Source organism: Mucilaginibacter sp. BGA-UO-ETr-C110 (assembly GCF_059567985.1).
Window position 1 is genome coordinate 3,694,077 of sequence record NZ_JCAQPB010000002.1, and the last position, 25,474, is coordinate 3,719,550.

25 protein-coding genes are annotated in these 25,474 nt (G+C 42.7%); 14 read left to right on the forward strand and 11 right to left on the reverse strand.

Annotated elements, in window-relative coordinates; all coding sequences use genetic code 11:
• Positions 1-36: 36 nt before the first annotated feature.
• The 4 genes from AC57BQ_RS15925 to pgmB all read right to left on the reverse strand — a co-directional run bounded on the left by AC57BQ_RS15925 (position 37) and on the right by pgmB (position 5,880).
• Entirely contained in the window at positions 37-1,740 is a 1,704-nt protein-coding gene (locus AC57BQ_RS15925) for an alpha-amylase family glycosyl hydrolase (RefSeq protein WP_496407228.1), read from the reverse strand.
• 65 nt (positions 1,741-1,805) lie between these two features.
• Positions 1,806-2,789, reverse strand: a complete 984-nt coding sequence (locus AC57BQ_RS15930) for an SRPBCC family protein (RefSeq protein WP_496407229.1) — start codon at positions 2,787-2,789, stop codon at positions 1,806-1,808.
• A 1-nt stretch (position 2,790) separates the two neighbouring features.
• Complete coding sequence (locus AC57BQ_RS15935; RefSeq protein WP_496407230.1) at positions 2,791-5,103, reverse strand: glycoside hydrolase family 65 protein; 2,313 nt, start codon at positions 5,101-5,103, stop codon at positions 2,791-2,793.
• A gap of 135 nt (positions 5,104-5,238) precedes the next feature.
• Positions 5,239-5,880, reverse strand: a complete 642-nt coding sequence (gene pgmB / locus AC57BQ_RS15940) for a beta-phosphoglucomutase (protein ID WP_496407231.1) — start codon at positions 5,878-5,880, stop codon at positions 5,239-5,241.
• 219 nt (positions 5,881-6,099) lie between these two features.
• Between pgmB and AC57BQ_RS15945 the strand changes: the two genes are divergently transcribed.
• Both AC57BQ_RS15945 and AC57BQ_RS15950 read left to right on the forward strand, forming a co-directional pair.
• On the forward strand, positions 6,100-6,462 hold the full coding sequence (locus tag AC57BQ_RS15945; protein ID WP_496407232.1) for a hypothetical protein: 363 nt from the start codon (positions 6,100-6,102) through the stop codon (positions 6,460-6,462).
• A gap of 120 nt (positions 6,463-6,582) precedes the next feature.
• Positions 6,583-7,113: a ferritin gene (locus AC57BQ_RS15950; protein WP_496407233.1), complete on the forward strand. Its 531-nt coding sequence runs from the start codon at positions 6,583-6,585 to the stop codon at positions 7,111-7,113.
• A 293-nt stretch (positions 7,114-7,406) separates the two neighbouring features.
• On the opposite strand, the gene AC57BQ_RS15955 is transcribed toward AC57BQ_RS15950, so the two are convergent.
• Positions 7,407-7,664: a (2Fe-2S) ferredoxin domain-containing protein gene (locus AC57BQ_RS15955; protein ID WP_496407234.1), complete on the reverse strand. Its 258-nt coding sequence runs from the start codon at positions 7,662-7,664 to the stop codon at positions 7,407-7,409.
• Positions 7,665-7,739: 75 nt separating this feature from the next.
• Positions 7,740-8,345, reverse strand: coding sequence for a DUF6624 domain-containing protein (locus tag AC57BQ_RS15960; protein WP_496407235.1), 606 nt, complete (start codon positions 8,343-8,345; stop codon positions 7,740-7,742).
• A 150-nt stretch (positions 8,346-8,495) separates the two neighbouring features.
• On the opposite strand from AC57BQ_RS15960, the gene AC57BQ_RS15965 reads away from it, so the two are divergent.
• From AC57BQ_RS15965 to AC57BQ_RS15975, 3 genes are all read left to right on the forward strand, one after another.
• Positions 8,496-9,044, forward strand: coding sequence for a thermonuclease family protein (locus AC57BQ_RS15965; protein ID WP_496407236.1), 549 nt, complete (start codon positions 8,496-8,498; stop codon positions 9,042-9,044).
• 162 nt (positions 9,045-9,206) lie between these two features.
• Positions 9,207-11,645 carry a penicillin acylase family protein gene (locus tag AC57BQ_RS15970; RefSeq protein WP_496407237.1) on the forward strand — a complete coding sequence of 813 codons (2,439 nt, stop codon included), beginning with the start codon at positions 9,207-9,209 and terminating at the stop codon, positions 11,643-11,645.
• Positions 11,646-11,755: 110 nt separating this feature from the next.
• Complete coding sequence (locus AC57BQ_RS15975; protein ID WP_496407238.1) at positions 11,756-12,094, forward strand: hypothetical protein; 339 nt, start codon at positions 11,756-11,758, stop codon at positions 12,092-12,094.
• Between the two features lie 57 nt (positions 12,095-12,151).
• Here the strand turns inward: AC57BQ_RS15975 and AC57BQ_RS15980 are convergent, their stop codons facing one another.
• Complete coding sequence (locus AC57BQ_RS15980; RefSeq protein WP_496407239.1) at positions 12,152-12,823, reverse strand: lipid-binding SYLF domain-containing protein; 672 nt, start codon at positions 12,821-12,823, stop codon at positions 12,152-12,154.
• A 163-nt stretch (positions 12,824-12,986) separates the two neighbouring features.
• On the opposite strand from AC57BQ_RS15980, the gene AC57BQ_RS15985 reads away from it, so the two are divergent.
• Positions 12,987-13,973 carry a LuxE/PaaK family acyltransferase gene (locus tag AC57BQ_RS15985; protein ID WP_496407240.1) on the forward strand — a complete coding sequence of 329 codons (987 nt, stop codon included), beginning with the start codon at positions 12,987-12,989 and terminating at the stop codon, positions 13,971-13,973.
• A 157-nt stretch (positions 13,974-14,130) separates the two neighbouring features.
• Positions 14,131-14,820 carry a PH domain-containing protein gene (locus AC57BQ_RS15990; RefSeq protein WP_496407241.1) on the forward strand — a complete coding sequence of 230 codons (690 nt, stop codon included), beginning with the start codon at positions 14,131-14,133 and terminating at the stop codon, positions 14,818-14,820.
• 76 nt (positions 14,821-14,896) lie between these two features.
• On the opposite strand, the gene AC57BQ_RS15995 is transcribed toward AC57BQ_RS15990, so the two are convergent.
• The 3 genes from AC57BQ_RS15995 to tyrS all read right to left on the reverse strand — a co-directional run bounded on the left by AC57BQ_RS15995 (position 14,897) and on the right by tyrS (position 17,237).
• A complete protein-coding gene (locus AC57BQ_RS15995) occupies positions 14,897-15,352 on the reverse strand; it encodes an RES family NAD+ phosphorylase (protein WP_496407242.1) in 456 nt (151 codons plus the stop codon).
• Positions 15,352-15,849 carry an Xre family toxin-antitoxin system antitoxin gene (locus tag AC57BQ_RS16000; protein WP_496407243.1) on the reverse strand — a complete coding sequence of 166 codons (498 nt, stop codon included), beginning with the start codon at positions 15,847-15,849 and terminating at the stop codon, positions 15,352-15,354. Before AC57BQ_RS16000 ends, AC57BQ_RS15995 begins: the two co-directional genes overlap by 1 nt.
• 104 nt (positions 15,850-15,953) lie before the next feature.
• Positions 15,954-17,237 carry a tyrosine--tRNA ligase gene (gene tyrS / locus AC57BQ_RS16005; RefSeq protein WP_496407244.1) on the reverse strand — a complete coding sequence of 428 codons (1,284 nt, stop codon included), beginning with the start codon at positions 17,235-17,237 and terminating at the stop codon, positions 15,954-15,956.
• Positions 17,238-17,395: 158 nt separating this feature from the next.
• Between tyrS and AC57BQ_RS16010 the strand changes: the two genes are divergently transcribed.
• Positions 17,396-18,067 (forward strand): ACP phosphodiesterase, encoded by a 672-nt coding sequence (locus tag AC57BQ_RS16010; RefSeq protein WP_496407245.1) that lies wholly within the window; start codon positions 17,396-17,398, stop codon positions 18,065-18,067.
• Here AC57BQ_RS16010 and AC57BQ_RS16015 read toward each other — a convergent pair.
• Positions 18,060-18,353 (reverse strand): hypothetical protein, encoded by a 294-nt coding sequence (locus AC57BQ_RS16015; protein ID WP_496407246.1) that lies wholly within the window; start codon positions 18,351-18,353, stop codon positions 18,060-18,062. The two genes, AC57BQ_RS16010 and AC57BQ_RS16015, sit on opposite strands and share 8 nt — an antisense overlap.
• Positions 18,354-18,561: 208 nt before the next feature.
• Here AC57BQ_RS16015 and rpsA point away from each other — a divergent pair, with 208 nt between their 5' ends.
• The 6 genes from rpsA to AC57BQ_RS16045 all read left to right on the forward strand — a co-directional run bounded on the left by rpsA (position 18,562) and on the right by AC57BQ_RS16045 (position 25,448).
• Positions 18,562-20,538: a 30S ribosomal protein S1 gene (gene rpsA, locus AC57BQ_RS16020; protein WP_370998670.1), complete on the forward strand. Its 1,977-nt coding sequence runs from the start codon at positions 18,562-18,564 to the stop codon at positions 20,536-20,538.
• A gap of 74 nt (positions 20,539-20,612) precedes the next feature.
• Complete coding sequence (locus tag AC57BQ_RS16025) at positions 20,613-21,449, forward strand: RNA 2'-phosphotransferase (RefSeq protein WP_496407247.1); 837 nt, start codon at positions 20,613-20,615, stop codon at positions 21,447-21,449.
• A 21-nt stretch (positions 21,450-21,470) separates the two neighbouring features.
• Positions 21,471-21,866: an ACT domain-containing protein gene (locus AC57BQ_RS16030; RefSeq protein ID WP_496407248.1), complete on the forward strand. Its 396-nt coding sequence runs from the start codon at positions 21,471-21,473 to the stop codon at positions 21,864-21,866.
• A 441-nt stretch (positions 21,867-22,307) separates the two neighbouring features.
• Positions 22,308-22,856 carry a bifunctional pyr operon transcriptional regulator/uracil phosphoribosyltransferase PyrR gene (pyrR, locus tag AC57BQ_RS16035; RefSeq protein ID WP_090467167.1) on the forward strand — a complete coding sequence of 183 codons (549 nt, stop codon included), beginning with the start codon at positions 22,308-22,310 and terminating at the stop codon, positions 22,854-22,856.
• A gap of 137 nt (positions 22,857-22,993) precedes the next feature.
• On the forward strand, positions 22,994-23,920 hold the full coding sequence (locus AC57BQ_RS16040) for an aspartate carbamoyltransferase catalytic subunit (protein WP_090467170.1): 927 nt from the start codon (positions 22,994-22,996) through the stop codon (positions 23,918-23,920).
• A 145-nt stretch (positions 23,921-24,065) separates the two neighbouring features.
• Positions 24,066-25,448: a serine hydrolase domain-containing protein gene (locus AC57BQ_RS16045; protein WP_496407249.1), complete on the forward strand. Its 1,383-nt coding sequence runs from the start codon at positions 24,066-24,068 to the stop codon at positions 25,446-25,448.
• Positions 25,449-25,474 lie beyond the last annotated feature (26 nt).

Below are 25,474 nucleotides of genomic sequence, written 5' to 3' on the forward strand. Positions count from 1 at the left end.
TCGCTCAGGATGACAAAAAATAAAAACAATCACACCTTAAAACGCCAGCAACAACCCGCTCGACGCAGGTATTTTCACTTCTACACCATTTTTTATCTCGTCGGTATCGAATTTCACCCCGCTGAGCAGGTCGGTAAACTCTGTTTTCCCACTTAGGTTTAGTTTACCGAGCAGATCATCGGGCATTTTAACAACCAATTCGCGTTCTGTCCGGTTAAAGTTGGCGATCACCAATACACGCTGTTCGGCGGTATAGCGCAGATAGATATATAATAACTGATCAAAGCCCGGCTGATGCTCATTGGCCATCATCAGTTCATAAAAAAGTCCGTTGCTCAAAGCCTCATTATCTTTTACGCTGATCAATAGTTTTTGATAGAAGCCGCGCAGGTTGTTTTGACTTTCGGACAGGTTTGCCTCATCAAATGCACCGTTATTGAGCCATTTCTGATGTTCGGGCAGGCCGCAATAGTCAAAGATGGACGTGCGACCATCGTCACCACTGAAACCCTGGTTGCCCAGCGCAGGTTCACCTACTTCCTGACCCGAATAGATCATGACCGGACCGGTGTTCATGGTAGCCGTTACGATCATACCAGGCACAGCCAGCCAGGCGTCGCCTGCAAAATAGCGGGAGGCGATGCGCTGCTCATCGTGGTTTTCCATAAAGCGCAGCATGTGCTGATCGATGCCATGACAATGGGTATTCCATACGTTATTGATCTCCCAGGTGCTGGCGCCATATTCGTTACGGGTTAAGCGCCGTATCGCATCGTACAAACCCACCTTATCATACAGATAATCAAATCCGCCTCTAAAAATATAGTCGCCGTATTTGTTTTTATCGTAAGCTTCACCGATGAATATGGTACCAGGATAGGCTGCTTTTAGTTTGGGGATAACCCAGGCCCAAAACTCGGTGGGCACCATCTCTACCATATCGCAGCGGTAACCGTCAACGCCTTTCTGGCTCCAGTAGGTCAGGATGTCGTAGATCTTATTCCACAGAGGGGGTATAGGGTCGAAATGACCGTAGCGGCCATTCATATAGTCGACCCCATAGTTCAGTTTCATGGTCTCGAACCAATCGTTTATTGACGGGGTAGCGCTGAATACGTCGTTACCCGTAGCCTTAGCGGGATCTTCATCAAAGCGGCCATCTTTCAAAGGGCTGTGAAATTCGTCCCCGCCGGGATTATAGCCCGATGGCACTACAAAAGACTGACCGGGGATATAATAAAAATCGTTCCGGGGATCGAAAGCTTTGCCCTTGTCGTCATCCTGCCCAAAATCGCGAACATCAGCAGGCTTTACGTCTGAGGCATAGGTACGGGCCACATGGTTGGGCACCAGATCCATGATCACTTTAAGGCCATTATTATGCGTGCGATGGATCAAAGCTTCATATTCGGCTATACGATTGTTGACGTCAACTGCCAGATCGGGCGCAATGTCATAATAATCCTTAATGGCATAAGGTGAGCCTGCCCTGCCTTTCACAATATCCGGATCGTCATTGGCGATGCCATAGGCAGTATAATCGGTCATGGTAGCGTGTTCGATAACACCAGTGTACCATACATGGGTAAAACCCATGGCTTTGATCTGTTGCAGGGCTTTGTCGCTGATGTCGTTCAGTTTACCAATGCCGTTTTCCTCGATGGAGCCGTTGACCTTATTACGTGTTTGCGCATTGCCAAACAGGCGGGGTAGTAATTGGTATATGATGAGTTTGTTCATTTTTTAGTATCAAGTAGCGAGTATCAAGTATCAAGACTTTTTCTTTGATTTTGTTTAGTGATTGTTTATTGGTGTAAAGACGCTGTAGGAACAGGCGTCGACTCCGACCGCTCTTTGATCACTTTGAGTATATTTTGCTGAATATCCTTCATTATCCAGGAGGCCCATATACCGGCATAAAAATTAAACGTAGTATTTAATTTAAAGGTGCTAAACAAACGTAGTTTACAATGATGCGCGTCTACCTGCTCTAACTGATAGGTGCCGTTAAGCACATCAAAAAAGTCGCCTCCAATTACAATATGCTCATCCATCGTAGTTGATGGGATATCATACGGATTGGCATGGATGGTAAAGGTCATGGATTGCAGGGGTTTGTAGGCGGTTACTACTTCGTCAAATACCAAACCTTTATCAAATATGGCTTTGCGTTTGCCGCCTACTGCTTCCTTATCCAGCTCTGCTTTAATGGGTCGCGGAAAACCTAAAAAGCGGGTAAAAGCCGCACTATCCTGCTTTTGATCAATGGCCCGTACACGGGTCACATTTTTCCAGATCTGATCTTTGGAGGCGTGGATATCAATTTCGGTATAGGCCTGATAAGTACCGGGAATGGCGCCTATCATTTTTTCTATCGGGGCCAGGAAAAGTGGCAGCAGCAATATCACGTAAACAAAGCTTTTATTTTTATCCCGCTTTTTTAATTTAAAATAGCGGGCTGTGATACCACCTAATCCTGCCAGGACTAAAAAAATGGGCATGATCATGAGCCAGCAAGCCAGGCCTTCAACCTTGAAAAAGAGTGTTATGATAAAGAAGATGAATATGGGGATAAATGGTATAAAAAAGGCCGTTGCCGAATACGAGATTGTTTCCGTTTTACATAAATAAACGGTCAAAAAGCCCACGCCAAATGGCAAGCCCAGCAAAAAGGTAACCGTCATTACGCTGTAAAGCCCACTCAGACCCAAAGCAAATAAGCCCCGCATGATCAAGGCGAAGGCAACCGCGGCGATAACAGCCAATATAATACGCTGTGTTTTATTCATTTCAATGGATATTAACCCTTACTTCTGCATTGGCGGCCATTGTTTGCTCCTTTCCATAAACCACCACTATAGTTTGTTTATCTGATGCATTTTTGATCTGCACACCATCTTTACTTACCTTAATATTCAGTAACGCCCCCCTGAAACCGATATGGAACGAGAACGATGACCATTTTGCCGGAATAAATGGCTGGAAAGACAGTTTTCCATCGCGGACACGCATCCCTCCAAAACCTTCTACTACCGACATCCAGGTGCCGGCCATCGAGGTGATGTGGCAGCCATCTTCGGTATCATTATTATAATCGTCCAGATCAAGGCGGGCGGTGCGCAGGTAAAACTCGTAAGCACGGGCTTCATCGCCCAGTTTGGCGGCTAATATGGCGTGCACACAGGGCGATAATGAAGATTCATGCACGGTACGTGGCTCATAAAAATCAAAATTCCGGCGGATGGTTTCCAGATCGTATCTATCTTCAAAAAAGTAAATGCCCTGTAATACATCGGCCTGTTTGATATAGCACGACCGCAGGATCCTGTCCCAGCTCCATTTCTGGTTCAGCGGACGGTCGGCAGCGGGCAGGTCTTTTACGAGGATCTGTTCTTTGTCCAGGTAGCCATCCTGCTGTAAAAACACCTGCAGCTTTTCGTCGTAACCATAGTACATCTTTTCGATGATGTGTTTATAGCGTGATGTTTCGGTGGCTTCGTTAAAGTTTATCCTGGTAGCCAAAGCATCATATTTGGCTTTATCGGCAGCTTTTACTTTTTCAATAACTTCTATCGTATACGCCATACACCAGGTAGCCAGCGTACTGGTGTACCAGTTGTTGTTGATATTGTTTTCGTACTCGTTTGGCCCGGTTACGCCCAGCATCACATATTGCTGCTTAGCCTGCGACCAGCTTACCCTTTGCGACCAGAAACGGGCAATGGCTATCAGCACTTCCAAGCCATAATCGGCCAGGTACGCTTCATCGGCAGTATAACGCACATAGTTAAAAATGGCATAAGCGATGGCCCCGTTGCGGTGGATCTCTTCAAAAGTGATCTCCCACTCGTTATGACATTCGGTGCCATCCATGGTTACCATGGGGTACAGGGCAGCGCCGTTTTTAAAACCCAGCAGGGCAGCGTTCTCTATGGCTTTACCCAATTGTTTGTACCGATACAGGAGCAGGTTACGCGTCACCTTTTGATCGGCAGTGGCCAGGTAAAAGGGCACGCAGTACGCTTCGGTGTCCCAATAGGTGGAGCCGCCGTATTTTTCGCCGGTAAAACCTTTGGGGCCGATGTTCAGGCGATCGTCCTCACCTGTATAGGTTTGGTTGAGCTGGAATATATTAAAGCGGATGGCCTGCTGGGCCGATACATCGCCCTCGATAATAATATCGTTATGCTCCCATTTTTTGGCCCAGGCCGCGGCTTGTTCGGCCAGCATGGTTTCAAAACCTTTAGCGCTGATACGGGTCAGGGTGTCGTTCAGGTGCCCAACCAATTCTTCCGGTTTATGATTTTGGGAAGATAGGTTAGCCACGTATTTTATGATACTGATGCTTTGCCCCTGCTGCGCCTGTATGGTTATAGTCGAAGCCACATATTTTTCCTTGGCGATGGTTTCTGCATTAGCCGGCACAGGCTGTCCATTCTGTAAAAGGCTGAACTTCATACCTGTGGCAACTTCAAAGCCTGTTTTTTTGGTGCGCATCACCACGTAGCCACCATCGGACTGGTTGGCTTTACTTATTTCGTCCCAAAACTTTTCGTCGTAATTGGAGTCTTTGTTTACTACATCGCCGTCGATAGCAGGTGTCAGGGTAATGTTGCCGCTAAAGTTTACGGGGGTAATGGTATATTTTATGGCAGCCGATTCGTCATCCACCATACTGCAAAAGCGGATGGCCTCAACCTCCACCGCTTTACCACCGGCTGTTTTGGCGCTGAAATTTCTTTTCAGAAAGCCTTCCTTCATGTTCAGTTCCCTGCGGAAATTGCTTACCACACAGTTGGCCAGATCAAGTTGTTCACCATCCAGATTAATGTCGATGATCGTCCAGTTGGCGGCGTTGAGCACTTTGGCAAAGTATTCGGGGTAGCCGTTCTTCCACCAGCCTACCCGGGTTTTGTCGGGATAATAAACCCCAGCCACATAGTTGCCTAATAATGATTGTCCGCTGTAAGCTTCCTCAAAATTGGCACGCTGACCCATGCGGCCATTGCCCAAACTAAATATACTCTCTGATATTTGATGATGATGCGGATCAAAGCCTTCTTCAATAATGCTCCACTCATCTGGTTTTATGTAGTTTTTCATTTAAAATTTCTACTCTACCGTCATTGCGAGGTACGAAGCAATCTCTATGCTGCACAGAGCAGTTGTAAGTGACCTGCCTATGTAGAGATTGCTTCGTACCTTGCAATGACGCGTTTGGGGTTTAGTATATAAAAGTTATAATTTGTCTAAAGTCATCTCATTCAGCCCACTCACCACCAAATCAGCTTCATACAACACCTTGGGGTCGCCTATGCCAATGGCTTTCATACCGCCTGCTTTGGCTGCCTCCACACCGGCAATGGCATCCTCAAATACTACGCAATATTGCGGTTCTATATCCAGTGCCTCCGCACCTTTTAAAAATACTTCGGGATCGGGCTTGGCTTTGCTCACTTTATTACCGTCGATAATAGCATCAAACAGGTGTACTATCTCCAGCTTCTCCAAAATGGTCATGGAATTTTTACTCGCGGAACCCAGGGCGGTTTTGATGCCCGCATCACGGCAACTTTGTACAAACTCGCGTGCGCCGGGCAATATTTCGGCGGGTGTCATCTGGTTTACCATGTCCATATACCAGATATTTTTCTGGGTGGCCAGTTGCTCCTGCTCAGCTTCAGTTTTGGTTACGCCGCCCCAACCCAATATCAGCTGTAAGGATCGTACACGGCTTACGCCTTTCAACTGTTCGTTCTGTTGTTCGGTAAAATCAAAACCCAGGGAGTTGGCCAGGCGTCGCCAGGCTTTATAATGGTATATGGCTGTATCAACAATTACACCGTCGAGGTCAAAAATACAGGCTTTTATATTGTTCATTTTATACTGTGTAAGCTGAGCCTAATGTATTGTTTTTGGATTGGGGGAGCAAAGATTTTTGGAGAAATAACAAAAGAAAAAATCTTTGCTCCCCCAATCCAAAAATCTCAAAATCCAGTATCCGGCATCAGCTTTCCATACCCTTTTGCGGTATGTTAATAAAAAATCGAGGGCTTTATTTGGATTAATTATAAATAATAATAATCTTTGTGCCCAGATATGATAGCCTCTACTCCAACCATCAACCACTGGACAGATGTTTTTAAAACATCGACCGGTGCTATTTACCAATGCGATGCCGAGCGTTGCTGGTATGTTGATTTTGCGGGAAAGGTGGCCAAATTCGATTATCGCTGCCTGTTAAAGCTGCGTAAGTCGGTTTATCATATCGATATTGAGCATGCCCTGCTCAATACCACCAAAGACCCCGATGTGGAGATCATTTTTATCTGCGCCTGCGATCATTGCTATGTATTATCACTATTACAGATCATAGCTTTGAAAGAATTATTGGAAGGTACTTTTGTCATGCTGGAGTTAAATCACATCCTGCATGAACGTCTCTGTAGCATAGCTAGTTAACTATTTAGACTAATACTAAATTCATATTATCTTTAAATTATAGTTATATTAACTTATAGCATTATTATTGTATCATAATACCTGCAACAAGTTATAATTACTGTTCAATTTAATACTACTATGAAAGATCTACTCCGCATAAAAAGCCTCATTTCAACTGAGATTGAAGCGCTTTTAAATCAACAAGTAAAAAAAGAAGCCCTGTCTTCATCTATATATTTATCCATGGCTTCATGGTGTAACCGTAATGGTTATGACTTTTCGTCCGACTATTTTTTTAAACAAGCTGAAGAGGAAAGAGTTCACCAGTTAAAATTTTATAAATACATCCTGGATATGGGCGGCAACGCTATATCTCCCGAAGTTACCGGCATCAAACAGGAATATAACTCTTTCCGCGAAGTGTTTGAAGAAGCTTTGGATCAGGAGATCAGCGTCACACAATCCATCAAAAATATTTATGCCCGTTGCATGAAAGAGCAGGATTTTGTGACCATGGAGTTTCTGAACTGGTTCCTGAAAGAACAACGTGAAGAAGAATACAAAGCCCGTCGCGCCCTTGAACTGTTTGAAGTTATTGGCGAAGAAGGTACCGGCAGATGGCAGATCGACAAAAACGTTGGCCAGATCAAATACGATAGCGAGGCGTAAAAGGCCCCCTCTAAAAAGACTTTTGAAAATCAAAAAGACCTTTGTTGATGCAAAGGTCTTTTTTTATAGCCCCCTTCAAGACACAAGTACCTAGAAGTGCAAAATTCTATAAAATGATGTCATTTCGATAGAGCAGAGTTGGGAAAAGCGTTGGGGCGAAAGAGAAATCTTCTGCATTAAAACAAGAAGCAATGACATGTCGAAGAAGATTTCTCCTCGTACCTCGTTCGAAATGACAGCCGATTTAAGTCTTTCCAACACGTGTGCTCTTTCAAAAGGGAGATTTAGAGAGACTATATCAGATCCATCAGTTTCAATACATCTTTGGGGTGATATTCTTTTAGCCAGGTGTTACCAGGCTGAATACTGCATATGGGCGCGTATTTACACCTGTCTGTACATTCGGTCTCTATAATTTCTATGTCTTCGGGACCGTGATGATGCTTGGCGTATGCTTTAGCCAGTTTAAACATATCCTTGCCACCCCGCTTTCCGCATTTGCTACCAACGCATACATACAGTACTTTGTCTGGTATGGTAAATTTACCCATCAGGATACTTAATTTATGGTTAACATTAAAGCAACAAAGATAAAACAATAAAGTTCCATTTGCGTGATCTACAGATCATTCAAAGCTTTTAAGATATTTTTCTAAAGGCTCCATACCCATTTGTTTACGTAGCTTATTTACTTCTTTAGGGTATTTCAAGGGCAGAGGTATTGCTTTACGAGTTTTAGGATCAACATTTACTTGAGTACCGTAAATTTGCTTTTGATGTTTGCCAACAAGTACCCGGTCGGTCAATAAAGCATAATTCTCCTTATCCGCGTTGTTTTTTTCTACCTCCTTTTTCATCAAAGCAAGTACCCGTTCCTGAAAAGGCACATCATCATCGCAATGTTGTACAATGGCCCAAAAACTACCGCTTGAACCGCCAACCAGATCATACCCCGGGTAGCCATATTTTTTGATGATAGCCTTGGCTTTTAGCTCATTTATACTGTCTGTCTCAGCCCATCTTTTTTGAATTGTTTCATCACTATAGGCCGATTTCTCCTTTCGTTGGGTTTTTGCAAATTCCTTGCGCCAGAACTGATCGGTCTTAAACATGGAATCGATCTGCTTTATTAACGCGGCATTCTTTTTAACAACCTGTGCCGAAGGCGCAATAGCAAAATAGCCGCAAAGGAGCCCTACAATAAGCAATGTTTTGATAAGTAATATTTTCATGGGATATTTTACAACTAAAGATATAGTTATAAATTCGATTATTCAAAATAAAATTTCTTTAATCATCGGAGCATTTAAAATCCAAACAGCGAAGCCTTTTTGAACACCATTCAAAACAAACAATTGTAAAAAAATCTGCACATTTGAAAAATGTTCAAAAAGTATCACACCTGCCTTCTCATCTGTCTGTTCCTATTATGGGGTTGTAACCCCAGGCCTGCTAATCAATACAAAGTAGTTAAAATAAAAGATGGCGATACGTTGGGTTTGCTCAGCAATGATAACCAGCAAATTACCGTTCGCCTGGCCGAAATTGACTGTCCAGAAAAATCTCAAGCATTTGGTAAAGCGGCCAAAAAATTCACTTCCGATCTTTGCTTTGGTAAGGATGTTACGCTGATAGGCAACACTAAAGATCGTTACGGCCGTACTGTTGCTATGGTTATTTTACCCGATGGCACTAATGTAAATTATCAGCTGGTAAAAAATGGTTTTGCCTGGCAGTACAAAGCTTATTCGCAAAGTGCCGAATTAGCCCAACTGGAGCAAAATGCCCGCGAAAATAAACTGGGCCTTTGGCAGGATGTCAATCCTACCCCACCCTGGGAATATCGCAAAGAAGGCCGGTCCTCCGGTTACGACAATAATCCTTACAAAAAACATTATAAGCACAAAGCAAAGCTTGAGGATGTGTATTAAAACAGTAACTTTATAGCAAGTCAAGTATCAAGTAATTAGTATCAAGTATCAAGACTACTTTGCTTTAGGCACTCTGTCTGAAATCTCGATTCTAAATTAAACCATATACATCGATATTCAATTCGGTCTTGATACTTGATACTAATTACTTGATACTAACATATGAAGTTTACAAAAGCGTTTTTATCCATCGCCTTTACACTGATCCTGATTTGGGCACTGCAAAAAAAATTTGGGCCTGTACCACCCCTTGGTGATTTTTTAAGTCCTGCCAATGGTTTTTGGCAAAATGCCGAAAGCAAGAATATCTTACCAACTACCCACTTGATGCTGCCAGGCCTTACCGGCAAAGTAACTATTAAGTATGATGAGAACCGTATCCCTCATATTTTTGCCGATAACGAGCACGATCTATATTATGCACAGGGTTATATAACCGCAACAGAGCGCCTTTGGCAAATGGATATACAAACCCGCCAGGCCGCAGGTCGCTTGGCTGAGGTACTCGGCCCGCAACTACTGGAGGTGGACCGTTACCATCGCCGCATGGGTATGGTGTATGGCGCCGAAAAAACCCTAAAGGCCATGATGAGTGAACCGGCCGTACGCCAGATGATCCTGGCTTATACCGATGGTATTAACGCTTACATTCACCGCCTGCACCCGCGACAGTATCCCATTGAATTTAAAATGCTGGATTATGCACCCGAAGAGTGGAAACCGATCAACTGTGCCTTTTTGCTCAAACTGATGAGTGAAACCCTGGCCGGAGGCTCCAACGAATTTGCCATGACCAATATTTTAAGGCGCTTCGGTTCTAAAACCACCAATGATCTGTTCCCGGATTACCCCATGCATGAAGATCCGATTATCCCGGTGGGTACCAAATGGGATTTTAAACCGCTGCCCATCCCTCATCCTTCAGCCAACTTTTTGGGTCTGATGAACGATAGTGTTAAACGTGCTGTTAAAGAAGAAGGCATCGGCAGTAATAACTGGGCGGTATCTGGCAGCAAAACCGCCAATGGTTACCCTATTTTAGCTAACGACCCGCATCTTGATCTTACTTTTCCATCTATATGGTACCAGATACAACTTACTGCGCCATCTGTAAATGTTTACGGAGTATCCTTACCGGGTTCGCCCACCGTTATTCTGGGTTTTAACAATAACATTAGCTGGGGTATCACCAATGTAGATGCCGATGTGCTGGATTGGTACCAGGTAAAGTTTAGGGATAATAAAAAAGAAGAATATTGGTATAATAACCAATGGAACAAAACTAACAGGCGTGTAGAGGTGATCAACATTCGCGGACAGGAGCCTTTGTACGATACAGTGATCTATACCCATCATGGCCCGGTGGTTTATGAAGATAAAACAAAGAAAACTGCAGGTTCACATGATTTTGTACCTGTGGGTGATGCCTTAAGATGGATAGCTCATGATGAATCGGACGAGTTGATGACCATGTATATTTTAAACCGGGGTAAAAACTATGCCGATTACCGCAAAGCGCTTACTTATTTTAACGCCCCTGCATCCAACTTTGTATTTGCCAGTAAGGATAATGATATCGCTATCACCCCCAATGGTAAATACCCTTTAAAATACCGCGACCAGGGTAAATTTATACTGGATGGCTCAGACCCAGCCGACGACTGGCATGGCTGGATCCCTTTTGATCAAAATCCCACGGTTAAAAATCCACCACGCGGCTTTGTCAGTTCGGCCAATCAATCATCCACCGATCCTACCTACCCATACTATATCAACTGGTCGTTTGCCCCATATGAACGTGGCAAACGGATAAACGACAGGCTCACCGCTATGCAAAAAGCTACGGTCGACAGCATGCGGATCCTGCAAACTGACACTTACAGCATCCGCGCGCAGGATATTTTACCAACCATGTTAAAATATGTCGATCCCTCCAAATTGGATCAAACCCAATTAACAGCGCTTGGTATTGCAAAAACATGGAATAAGGATTTCGCCGCCAACTCCATCGGAGCTACCATACTCGGTTACTGGTGGGCCAAGCTTTACAATATGATCTGGAGTGATGAGTTTGCGGCTAAAGATATGCAGCAAAACTATCCATCGGTTGACAGAACCGAGCAACTCTTACTAAAAGAGCCCAACTCCAAGTGGTTTGATGATATCCGTACCCCAGCAAAAGAAACCTGTACCGATATAGTAACCCAGGCTTTCAAAGCTGCTATCGGCGATTTAACCAAACAATACGGTAAACCAGGCAAAAGCTGGGAATGGGGTTCGGTCAAAAAAATGGAGGTCGCACACCTTACACGTCAGGAAGCATTCAGCTCGGGCAACTTTGCTACAGGAGGCACAGGTTCAACTGTTAACGCTTTAACCGGCGGGCACGGCCCGTCATGGCGTATGGTGGTACAAATGGGGCCAACAGTAAAAGGCTACGGCATTTTACCCGGCGGCGAATCGGGTAACCCCGGCAGCTTTTTCTATGACGACATGCTAAAAACATGGCAACAGGGACAACTAAAAGAGTTGCTATTCCTGCAGTCGGCCGATGAAATGTCTGATCGTATCAAAACAACATTAACTATAAACAGTAAATAGGTATCAAGTAGCTAGTATCAAGTATCACGACTTTTGAAAATCATCAGAAAATTTAGTTATCTTGATACTTGATACTAGCTACTTGATACCCTCAAATAAAATATAAGATCATGTTATTCCTCATCATACTCATACTATCATTTGCAAGCGGTTTCTTTTTACCCTGGTGGGTAGTGGCTATAGCAGCGTTTTCGGCAGCTTTCTTTATCGGCAAAACATCGGGCCAGGCATTTTGGTCGGGTTTTTTAGCGGTGTTTATTGTTTGGATAGTATTGGCTTTGTTTAAAAGCATCCCTAATGATCATATATTGGCCAAAAAGGTGGCCCTGCTATTTCATTTACCGGGTTGGGGTTACCTCCTCGTGATCACCGGGATAATCGGCGGACTGGTAAGCGGTTTCGCAGCGCTCTCGGGCGTGTTGCTGCAAAAAGCCTTCGGAAAATCTTAAAATAAAAATGCCCGGACCATTCAATCCGGGCATTTTTATTTTTCATTTCTGTTATTCTTAAAAAGAGCTTACAGCCTCTTTCAGCACAGCAACACCTTCTTTATCACTTTTTGATGAAGCAAAAATTTCCTGCGAGGTAGATTTATCGCCATAAAAATTAGCGATAGCGCTTTTATCAATAGCCAGGTTTGAACCATTAATAGTTATACCGGCAAATAATCCGCGGCTGCGTGAATACGAGTAAACTTCGGCCTCCAGTTTATAATCAGTACTTGCAGAAGAACTACGACCAACAGGACCTGCCGCCGCCGAAATATCTCCACCGATGGTAAAATCGCCGTTTTCAACTTTGGTTAGTACACCTTTGTGATGGAATACCAGGATCAGATCGACAGATTGTACGCCAATCTGCAAACCAAAGCTACCACCGGTTAAGGTTACAAATACCGGGTCGCTCCATTTGCCGTTAGCCAGTTTTACCATGGCAACGCCTCTGCCCCGTTTACCGCCAATACCAAAACCCGCATTGATCATTTTAGGGATAATAACAATTCCTTCAGACTGCTCCATTAACTGATGCGGAATAGTCTCTTTCATTTTACCAAACTCTTTTAATACGTTAGCAGCGTTATGCACACGTTCCGTTTCTTTATCGCCTGCTTTGGCCGATATCAGCACAAAAAACAAGCTTAGGATCAATGGGAACTTCAAAAATTTTAATGTTTTCATGGGGTAAAATTACAATTTGTACAATGTATATATAATTACTAACCCCCAAAACGTATACTTGTTTACATAATTGTGCAAGCCAACGGTCATTTGTTTTTTGTTTGAATCTTAGCAATGGAGATTCGGATAATCTGCACATCTGAAATCCTTATCTTTGCCAATAATGAGCACACCGGATAAACAGCAGATATTTTCTATCAACAGCACCGACGATTTTGATCAAACAACCCTGCAAATCTTTCGGCACCAAGCCAAAAACTGTAGCGTTTACCGGCAATTTATTTCGGGCCTGAGGATTGATGCAGATAAAATTACTTCAGTTGACCAGATCCCCTTTTTACCCATAGAATTTTTCAAATCGCACCGGATTCTCAGCACCGATGCCCCGGTTCAATTAACCTTTACCAGTTCGGGCACAACAGGCATGGTTACCAGCAGTCATTTGATAAGCGATAAAACCTGGTATGAGGATAGTTTCGGTAATGCGTTTCAATTGTTTTATGGCGATATCAAAGATTATACGGTACTCGCTCTGTTGCCATCATACCTGGAGCGCGAAGGTTCGTCGCTCATTTACATGGTTGATGACCTGATCAAACAATCCGAAAACCCCGACAGCGGTTTCTTTTTATACAATCACGACGAATTATACCAGCAACTGCAAAAACAACAGGAAGCCAAACGTCCCACGCTTTTAATAGGTGTTACCTTTGGCTTGCTTGATTTTATCGAAAGCTACCAGATCAATTTCCCAGAGTTGATTGTGATGGAAACCGGCGGTATGAAAGGCCGGCGTAAAGAGATGATCCGTGAGGAACTGCATGACACCCTATGTAAAGGCTTCGGTGTAAGTCATATACATTCGGAGTACGGTATGACTGAACTACTATCACAGGCCTACTCCAAAGGCGATGGTATTTTTGAATGCCCATCCTGGATGAAAATCATTATCCGTGATACTAACGACCCGATCAGTGCGTTAGCAAAGGGCAAAACGGGCGGTATCAATGTGATCGATCTGGCTAATATCAACTCCTGCTCATTCATTGCCACACAGGATCTGGGTAAGATCAACACCGATGGAGCATTTGAGGTATTGGGCAGATTTGACCAGTCGGACATCCGCGGATGTAATTTGCTGATTGCTTAATGCATTTTTGTATCAAGTAGTTAGTATCAAGTATCACGACTTTTTGGTATGGCCATATCGGTTTTAAAAAAGTCATGATACTTGATACTCGATACTAAAATCTTGTCTTTTAACCGGTATTATTATTATTTTTGCACGCATCATAAATGCTAAAAACATGATTGAGAAATTTTTAAACGAGGAACAAGATCCTAAAGCAGTTGAAAAAGTATACTCCCGTCTGGTGGACCTGCTATCTTCTGGTGAAGAGATCATTTATATAGCGGTTCAGAAAAAGCCATTAGTAAACTTATTTCCGGATTGCATTGCCATTACCAACAAACGTGTATTGTTTTTTACCCCGGCCAACCTGGGTTTATCCATCAAGTTTGTTGATTTTGTTTGGAAGGATATTGTTGATGTACATACCAAAGAAGAGATCATTGGTGCTGTATTCAGCGTAAAAACTACCAACGGCGCAGAAATGGCCGTTGATTACCTGCCAAAAATCCAGGGGCGTAAATTATACCAATACGCTCAGGAACGTAAGGAAATTGAGCGTGAGGCCCGTCGCCAGCGCGATCTGGAACAAAAACGCGCCGAGTCAGGCTCTATACAGTTTGATAATCCTGCCGCTGCCCATGCTGCTACAGCACAACAAACTTATACTGCACCAGCTCCTGTAGTAGCGCAACAACCAGCTCCATCTCCCATTGCTCCGCCAGCGCCTGCACCCGTTGTGCACGAAGCGCCAAAACCGGATGAGCTTACCGAAAAACTAAAAAAATTAAAAACGCTATTTGATAACGGCCTGATATCCCAGGAAGAGTACAATCACAAAAAACTCGATCTGCTGAGCGACCTATAATAATCATTAAGTCATTAAAAAAGGGCGATAAGTTAAAACTTATCGCCCTTTTTTGTCATTACGTTATTTTTAATGACTAATTAATCAGCCTGTCATCAAAGCTAAAAGATTCTTTATTCACTATTTTGATGTTCTTTGCTTCGGGGTGTAAAGGGTTTAGGATATAATTAAACTCTGCCGGTACTATGGCCGATGGTACCCGCATGGCCAGGTATTCTTGTTTTTTCAGAAACTCGTCGCCCAGTTTCCTCAACGCTACCGGCCCTGATACATCCTGCCAGTTATCTGGCAGCAAAGCAGGGTTTAATTGTGTTATACTATAATCCGGTACATCAATTTGAGCAAGGCAAAAATTTGCAGGGACAATCAGGGGATTCAAATGCACCAGCACTTCCAAATACGCCAGTGATCTCGACGAAGCCAGGTAAAGCATGGGTTTGCCCTCGCTGTTCCACCGGCCGCCATACAAACGAGCGCCCGTTCCGCTCAGATCATCCACATAATGGCATTTTGCAATACGATATAAAACCATTAGGCAAAAATACCATGTTCTATACGCCCCAACTCTCTAAAAACCATATCAAAGCCGGCTGAGGTATCCAGGATGGTAACGGGGGCCTCACCTTTAAATACATGGCCCGGGGTTTTTACCCATATTTTAAACTTATCCATGGAGCCAAACACTTCCTCGCCGCGGGTGTACAGCCGAGCAAGCTCAACGGCCTTTTCAGCGTACTCAGTTTTGATAATGGCGTTATCATCATAACGCTGTAAGGTACGCTCAGAGATGTGTAATATATTGGCCAGCTCCTGTATATTGAGAGATATTTTTTTGGCTAATGAAAGCAAAACACTTTTAGGGAAACCTTTACGCGCCAGGTTAATGATATCAAAATCTGTAGAGAATTTTACAGACCTTGCCCCTTCCAGTAAATGGTAAAATGAAGGAACCGGAGCCTGAACAACATACGCTGCCATGGGCTCATTCAATTCATTTTTTTTGCTATCAACTTTTGTTTTGTACGACATATATACAAATATAATTACCATTTGTCGTATTTCAAAATTTATAGCAATAAAAAAAGCGATGAGTGTAAAACCCATCGCTTCTTGATTATTGATCTAATAACTTCTTATTCAGCAACAATTAAAAAGTAGTTCTTTTTGCCTTTTTGCACTACCAGGAATTTATTGTTGATCAAAGCATCGGCAGTATAAATATCGTCGGCGGTGCCAATTTTAACTTTATTAATTGCTGAGCCTCCACCCTGTATCATTTTTTTGGCCTCGCCTTTTGAAGGGAATATCGCTGTTTTAACGGCCAGCAGATCGCTAACATTAATACCTTGCTGTAGCTCGGTTAAAGCGATGGTAAAATTAGGTACACCAGCAAACAGGCCTAGCACCTCAGTATCATTTAGTTCATTTAAAAACTCAATACCTACGTTACCAAATAAAAACTCGGATGATTTAATGGCTTTTTCATATTCCGCTTCGCCATGTACGCGTATGGTGATATCTTTTGCCAGCGCTTTTTGTAATATCCGGGTATGTGGCGCTGCATCGTGCTCCACTTCCAAAGCCTCAATTGCATCGCGTTCAAACAGGGTAAATATGCGGATATACGCTTTCGCGTCAACATCGGTAGTATTTAACCAGAACTGGTAAAATTGATATGGCGATGTGCGCTCGGCATCCAGCCAAACCGCACCGCTTTCGGTTTTACCGAATTTGGTACCATCAGCCTTTTTGATCAGGTTGGTAGTTAAGGCAAATGCTTCGCCGCTGTCTTTACGACGGATAAGTTCTGTACCGGTAACAATATTACCCCATTGGTCGCTGCCACCCATCTGGATACTACAGTTATGGTGTTTCCACAGGTAATAAAAGTCGTAACCCTGCACCAACTGGTAGGTAAACTCGGTGAATGACATTCCGGTATCGCCTTCCAGGCGTTTCTTTACCGAATCTTTAGCCATCATGTAATTAACCGTGATATGTTTGCCCACATCGCGGATAAAATCAAGGAAGGTAAAATTCTTGAACCAGTCGTAGTTATTCACCATTTCGGCGCTGTTGGCACCGCTGTTAAAATCCAGAAAACGGGTCAATTGCTTTTTAACCGACTCCAGGTTATGCTGCAAAACATCTTCGGATAGTAAATTACGCTCCTGCGATTTACCCGAAGGGTCGCCAACCATACCTGTAGCACCACCAACTAAAGCATACGGTTTATGACCAGCCCGCTGAAAATGGATCAGGGTCATGATCTGGGTTAAGTGACCCACGTGCAATGAATCGGCAGTTGGATCAAATCCTATATATCCCGAACTCATGCCTTTACTCAGCTTTTCTTCGGTACCCGGCATTTCGGTATGCAGCATACCGCGCCAGCGTAATTCTTCAACAAAGTTCATATTCAATATTTCAAAGGCTGCAAATATAAGAGAATAATTGGCTGAGCCGAATAGCTATATCACGCCAAAGCAGGGTTAACTAAAGGTAAAATCCATTTCAAATAATTACTTATTTTTTGTACCTTGAACAAAAGCCACTATTTTGCACAACAGCGCCTATGAATTTTTTATCGCATTATTACTTTGATCGTGATATAAACAACTGTTACCATATATTAGGTATCGTTTTACCCGATCTTTTAAAAAATGCCGATAAAAACATCATTCTTCACCCCGAAAAACTACACCATACCGATAAAAATATCAATTCCATCATCGCCGGCTGGAATAAACACCTGGCAGTCGACCGTTATTTTCACTCATCCGATTTTTTTGCAACACACTCGCACCAGTTAAAAAAGCAATTGCTGCCTGCCATTGAAGGTTCGCCGGTAAAGCCGTTTTTTCTGGGGCATGTGGCGTTGGAATTAATCATTGATAATCTGTTGCTTACCACAGGTAAAATACAGGTTGATGATTTTTACGCTCAACTGGCCGGTTGCGAAACAGCAGTGATCAGCGAGTTTTTAAATTTTTCGGGATTGCCAGACAGTCGTGTATTTTTTAGGTTCTACGATGATTTTAAGCGCAGCCAGTACCTGCACACCTACGCCGAAACACATCAGATAGCCTACGCCTTAAAACGTATTTGCATGCGCATTTGGCGAAACCCTTTTACTCCGCAGCATGAAGCACAAATGAATGAAGCACTGAGCGATTACCGCGACTATCTGCTCCCTGATTTCATGTCAATATTTGATGAGATAGCCAATAAGCTAATCGCTATTTGAGTTCTTTCTTTTTGTTCTTAAGGATCACAAATCTCACAAACAGGTATGTCGGTATCAGCATAATTGCTTGGATAATAAACACTGGTTGAATGTCTTTTGCATCTGCAAATCTATAGGCAAAACTAATTATGAATACCGGCAATGTTATTATAAGGCCAAACAATACCCATATACCAGAAAAGGTATCATCAGGATATACCGAACATACAGATAAGGTACCTAACCCCACATAAATTAATGTGATAACAAGTGCTTTCAGATAGTTATTTTGAGGAAGCAGTTTCATAAAGTATTGGTTAAATAACCATTAATGCAACAGGACAAAGCTATTATTTAATGTTTGATTAACTTAAAATCACAGAAAAACCCTCTATTTCGGTCAAAAAGGCTTAAATATCAGCAATTAACATTTAAAAATTCTTTTATTTAATAAAATTATATACCTACCTTTGCAGTCCCAATTAACAAATTGGGAAAAGGAGAAAAATTATTTAATGGCAAAAAAACAAGAAGCAGAAAAAGAATTAAAAGCGAAAGAGGCTGAACTGGACACAGTTACCGCATCTGGCGAAAAAGAAACCATTGAATCAGAAGCTGATTCAATATCTATCGAAGAGATCAAATCAAAAATTGCAGCTACTCCAAGTGCGGATTTCGACTGGGATGCAGATGACAAAAAATTTGGTAACTATACCGATAGCGACCGTGAGAAATTCGAGAAAATGTATGATGGAACTTTCAGCTCTATCACCAAAGGCGAAATCATCACCGGTACTGTTGTTAATGTTAACAACAAAGATGTGGTACTTAACGTAGGATTTAAATCAGACGGTTTAGTTTCAGTATCAGAATTCCGTGATACACCTGATCTGAAGATCGGTGATAAAGTTGACGTATTTGTAGAGTCACAGGAAGATGCTAACGGTCAGTTAGTACTTTCACGTAAACGTGCAAAAACTCAAAAATCATGGGAGCGCATTAATTCAGCCTTGGACAATGATGAGATCATCACTGGTTTTGTGAAGAGCAGAACTAAAGGTGGTTTAATTGTTGACATCATGGGTGTTGAAGCCTTCTTACCAGGTTCACAAATCGACATCAAACCTATCCGTGATTACGATGTGTACGTAGGTAAAACAATGGAATTCAAAGTTGTTAAGATCAACCACGAGTTTAAAAACGTAGTGGTATCGCACAAAGTGCTGATCGAAGACGATTTGGAAAACCAAAAAACAGAAATTGTTGCACGCCTTGAAAAAGGACAGGTATTGGAAGGTACCGTTAAAAACATTACCGACTTTGGTGTATTTATTGACCTTGGTGGTGTTGACGGTTTACTGCACATTACTGATATATCTTGGGGCCGTATCGAGCATCCACGTGAAATTCTGGCATTGGATCAAAAGATCAACGTTGTTGTGCTTGACTTTGATGACGAGAAAAAACGTATTGCTCTGGGCTTAAAACAATTAACTCCTCATCCTTGGCAAAGCCTTTCTGAAGATATTCAGGTTGGTTCAAAAGTTAAAGGTAAAATTGTTACCGTTGCTGATTACGGCGCATTCCTTGAAATCATCCCTGGTGTTGAAGGTTTGATCCACGTATCAGAAATGTCATGGTCACAAAACCTGCGTAACCCTCAGGAATTCCTGAAAGTTGGTGACGAGATCGAAGCACAAGTGTTAACACTTGACCGCGAAGAACGCAAAATGTCATTAGGTGTTAAACAATTAACTCCTGATCCATGGCAAAATGCTGGCGAGAAATACGCTATCGGCACTCAGCACATCGCTACAGTTAAAAACATGACCAACTTTGGTGTGTTTGTTGAACTGGAAGACGGCATCGACGGCTTAATCCACATCTCTGATCTTTCTTGGTCTAAAAAAGTAAATCACCCTAACGAATTCACTAAAGTTGGTGAAAAATTAGACGTGGTTGTTTTAGAACTTGATATCGAGAACCGTAAATTAAGCTTAGGTCACAAACAGCTGGAAGAAAACCCTTGGGATACTTTCGAAACCGTATTTACCATTGATTCAATTCATGAAGGTACTGTATTGAAAGTAACTGACAAAGGTGCTATCGTAGCTTTACCTTACGGTGTTGAAGGCTTCGCGCCAACCAAACACCTGGTTAAAGAAGATGGTAAATCAGTAAAAGCTGAGGAAACCGCTGAATTCAAGATCATTGAATTTAACAAAGAGAACAAACGTATCGTTATTTCACACTCACGTATCTGGGAAGAAGCTCGCGCTGACGCTCGTGTACAGGAATTTGAAAACCGCAAAAAAGAAGCAAAATCTGCTAGCAATGCGGTGAAAAAAGTGAAAGAATCAGTTGAAAAATCAACCTTAGGCGATCTTAGCGTATTAGCTCAGTTAAAAGAGCAAATGGAAGGTGCTGAAAACAAAGCCCGCAAGGCTGCACCAGCTGCTAAAAAAGCTGAAGGATCTGAAGAAGAAGCATAAGCTTTAACTGAAGCAATATTCTCACAAAGCCCTTCCGTTTATTCGGAAGGGCTTTTTTTATACCTTTAATTATTATGAAGGATACAAAACACACCAGTAAACTCATCAGTTACTGGCTCAGGCACCATCCCGAAGACGGGAACCTTGCTATTGATGATTTTGGCTGGGTAGCTATTACCGACTTATTAAATGCCCTCACCTTAAAAGGACAGGTATTTACATTTTCTGAGATTGAAGAACTAAGCAGATCATTTGATAAAGTAAGATGGGAATTTAGTGCGACTGGCGATAAGATAAGAGCAACCCACGGCCATTCTATTGAAGTTATTTTAGATGAGAAAGCTGTAAAGCCACCCGCTTTGCTATACCATGGCACATCAATCAATAAAATAAAAGCTATTATCGAAAACGGCCTGCTTGTGATGCAAAGGCAATTTGTGCATTTGTCATCAGATATCGAAACTGCTGTTACTGTCGGTAAAAGACACGGGCAACCAATATTGATAGAAATTGATACTAAATGGCTTGAAGAGGATGGCTCGGTATTTTATCAAACAAGTGATAATATTTGGCTTACTACAAACATACCGGCAAAATACCTGAGTATTAAACCATGGGAAACTGTAAGTGATAACGAAAAAATTGATTTGTTAACCCAGTTAAATAAAGAGGTAACAAGCAATCATCCACTATTTCATAAACTTAAAAATTTAGAATTGGTAATGAGACGACATGATAATAATGATACATTATTCATCGACATGACGGACAATAAGGTTTATATGGTGCATCTTACCTGGAATACTTCTCAATTGTATGATAATTATCCTTACAATAAAGAATATTCATCTTTTGAACATTGGATGAAAACAGCTTTAACAGCCGATCAAATGGATTGGTATCCATATTAACCATATAAAATAGTTTATATCATGACCGGTGAAACCAACCTCAGTACCCTACTTAAAAACATGACACCCGTATTAAATAAAGGCGATTATGTTTATTGTACCGTATCATCTCTCCATTCCATCGATACAGCCCATATTTTAGGTCTTTTTAAAGAGGCGGAAGGTTTTACACTTATCCTCAAAAAAGAGATCGCCGATCAGCTTCAACTGGAGTATAGCTACACTGCTGCCTGGATAACACTCACAGTACATTCATCATTAGCGGCCACTGGACTAACCGCCGCATTTGCCACAGCCCTGGCGCAGGAAGGCATCAGTTGTAATGTTTTGGCCGCTTATTATCATGATCATATTTTTGTGGCAAAAGAAGATGCAGACACAGCCATGGCCGCGCTTAAAAAGTTATCTGCCGGATAAATGAAAAATCTAATTACAACCCTATTCTCACCAAAACTCTGCGTTACAGTAGTGCTGGCATCTTTTTTTGTAAGTATTTTCTTGTTCGCTATTAATTTTAACCATTATGTAATACCCTACACAATATCCAAAGCACTGCTTATAGTATGTTTATTAGCCCCAATAGTTTTTTATGCAGGTATTATAACCCGGACCATGTATCTATGGAAGACCTATTCCAAAGCACAAAAAAAAGCCCGACTATTTGCTTTGATTATTTCGGGGTTTGCTCTGGCTCTTATTTTCCTTTTTCTGTTCTACTAAATGTAATTTCTAATGCCCTGTTGATTAAAATTATTGAATACGATCAGCAATAAGACTTGAACTTGCAAGGCTCGCTTTTAAAACTCATCACCCAAAACTCAAAACTATTTACTATTTTTGCCCAAATCCACCCATACGATGCAAAATCTTACACTGCTCGACGGACAAAAGTTTCAGATCACCATACAACGTTTATGTCGCCAGTTGATTGAAAATCACGATGATTTTTCAGGATCGGTACTCATTGGTATCCAACCCCGGGGCATATACCTGGCCAAACGTGTAGCCGAAGAACTAAGAAAAATATTACCCGGCAAAACCATTTTACAGGGCGACCTGGACATTACCTTTTACCGCGACGATTTTCGCAGGCGCGAATCGCAACTGGTACCTAATCAAACCAAGATAGATTTTATTATTGAAGGTAAAAAAGTGATCATGATGGATGATGTGCTCTGGACAGGCAGAACCATTCGTGCAGCCATGGATGCCATGCAGGCTTTTGGTCGCCCGGAAAAAGTGGAATTGCTGGCGTTGGTCGATCGCCGTTATTCGCGTCATATACCGGTATCGGCCGATTATGTAGGGATAGAAGTGGATTCCATCGCATCGCAAAAAGTAGTAGTAAGCTGGAAAGATACCGACGGCGAAGATAAAATTGTGCTGGTATCGGAAGCGCAAGACTAATTATAGATAGTACATATTATAAAGCGTCATTGCGAGGAACGAAGCAATCTCTATACTATACAGGGCCGCTCTGTAAATTGGGGATTGCTTCGTACCTCGCAATGACGGGAAGGATAAAAAATCCGAAATAAAAAATCATGGCAGGACTAAGCACAAGGCATTTATTAGGCATAAAAGATTTGAACCGGGCAGATATCGAACTGATATTTGAAACTGCCGATACTTTTAAATCGGTTTTGAACCGGCCGATCAAGAAAGTGCCTTCGTTGCGTGATGTAACCATTGCCAATATATTTTTCGAAAACTCTACCCGCACACGCTTATCGTTTGAGTTGGCCGAGAAACGCCTTTCGGCGGATGTGGTTAACTTCGCTGCCTCCTCATCATCGGTAAGTAAAGGCGAAACACTGATTGACACCGTAAACAACATCCTGGCCATGAAGGTAGATATGGTGGTGATGCGCCACCCTTATGCCGGCGCGGGCATCTTCCTGTCTAAACACGTAAAGGCGCAGATCGTAAACGCCGGCGACGGCGCTCATGAGCACCCTACCCAGGCCCTGCTGGATGCCTTCTCTATCCGCGAAAAATACGGTGATGTAGCCGGTAAAAAAGTAGTGATCGTGGGTGATATACTGCACTCGCGGGTGGCGCTTTCCAACATCCTCTGCCTCAAACAATTGGGTGCCGAGGTAATGGTTTGCGGCCCGACCACGCTGATCCCTAAATACATTGGCTCCCTGGGTGTTAAAGTTGAACATAACCTGATCAAAGCCCTTAACTGGTGCGATGTGGCCAATATGTTACGCATACAGCTGGAACGCCAGGACATTAAATATTTCCCTTCCCTGCGGGAATATACCATGCTCTTTGGCCTCAATAAAACCATCCTCGATTCGCTGGATAAAGAGATCACCGTAATGCATCCCGGCCCTATCAACCGTGGCGTAGAGATCACCAGCGATGTGGCCGACAGCAAGCAATCCATCATCCTTGACCAGGTAGAGAATGGTGTAGCCGTGCGTATGGCGGTGCTGTACCTGCTGGCCGGGCAAACGCCGTAATGATCAATAAGAGGCAAAATAAAGGTTCAATTTTCTTAACCCCATTTATATAACAACGCTTGTTATCAGCGTTGATAATCAAACTAAAATGATAAAGTTTAAGAATCTTTGCTGTTTATGCCTTTTCCTCTCCCCTGTATTTTACTTGGCACCAGCTCATGCCCAAAGCCGCCAGCAGGTAAAAACGGATTCGGTGTTTGCGCTGGTTCAAAAGTATTTCAATACCCAAAAAGCAGACTCGCTTTACGCGCTTGGTGGCGAATTATTCAAAAGAACTTTAACGCCGGAAGGTTTCCGCTCGGTGGCCAATCAACAGCTTTTCCCGCTGGGCGATATTAAAGGTTCGTCCCTCGTTAGTTTCGTCAATAATAAAGTAAGTACGTATAAACTGATATTTGGTGCGGTTACTTTACAACTGCAAATGAGTCTTGATCAGGACAATAAACTTGATCTTTTCCTGTTTCAACCATTTACCCAGGTAACCGCTGATAAACTGGGTCAGGCTGCCTCAACCAATAAGCTATTAACCCCCATGGATAAAGTGATCGAATCTGTTGTACGCCCATACATTCAAAAAGCCAATACCGTAGGCTTGAGTGTAGGCGTTTTAAAAGATGGTAAAATAACCACTTACAACTATGGCGAAACAACCAAAGGCAACAAGCAACTGCCTACGCTCCATACCATTTTTGAGATAGGATCGATCACCAAAACATTTACCGCCACATTGCTGGCTTATTATGTAAATGAGGGAAAAGTAAAACTCAGCGATCCCGTTACCAAATACCTGCCCGATTCTGTCGCCAAAAACCCCGAATTAAAGCTGATCACACTTCAATCATTAAGCAATCATACATCGGGTTTGGCCCGTATCCCTGACAACCTGGAGGCTCAGGCGACTGATGAACTTAATCCCTATAAAGATTATACCAAACAGCAGTTATTCGCCTATCTGAAAACATGTAAGCTGAACAACCCAACCGGCGAAAGATATGATTACTCCAATTTAGGTGTAGGGCTGCTCGGATCTATCCTATCGAAAGTGAGCGGTAAAACATTTGAGCAAATGGTACTCGAGATCATCTGCCGCCCTTTAGTAATGTCAAGTACTACCCAGCAACTAAGCCCGGCACGACTCAGCAATTTCGCTACGGTTTATAATGCTACCGGCGAGGCTACCCCTGCCTGGGATTTTGACGTTTTAGCCCCCTGCGGAGCCCTGCATTCATCGGTAAATGATCTGCTGGTATATGCAAAGGCTAACATGTCACCAGCTCCTGACAAGCTCGGAAAAGCTTTGGAGCTAACCCACCAGATCACCTTCAGCAAAGATGCCAAAATGGGCCTGGCCTGGCATATTATTATTGTTGATGGTGTAGAGTATTACTTTCATAACGGCGGCACTTACGGCAGCAGCAGTTTCCTGGCTTTTAACGCGCAAAAGAACCTGGCAGTAGTGATACTTTCCAACTCAGCCGAAAGTACTGATGCCATTGGTGTTAAAATGCTGCAAGCCTTGCAGAAGTAAAAGCGGTTTTATAAAACACATGTCAT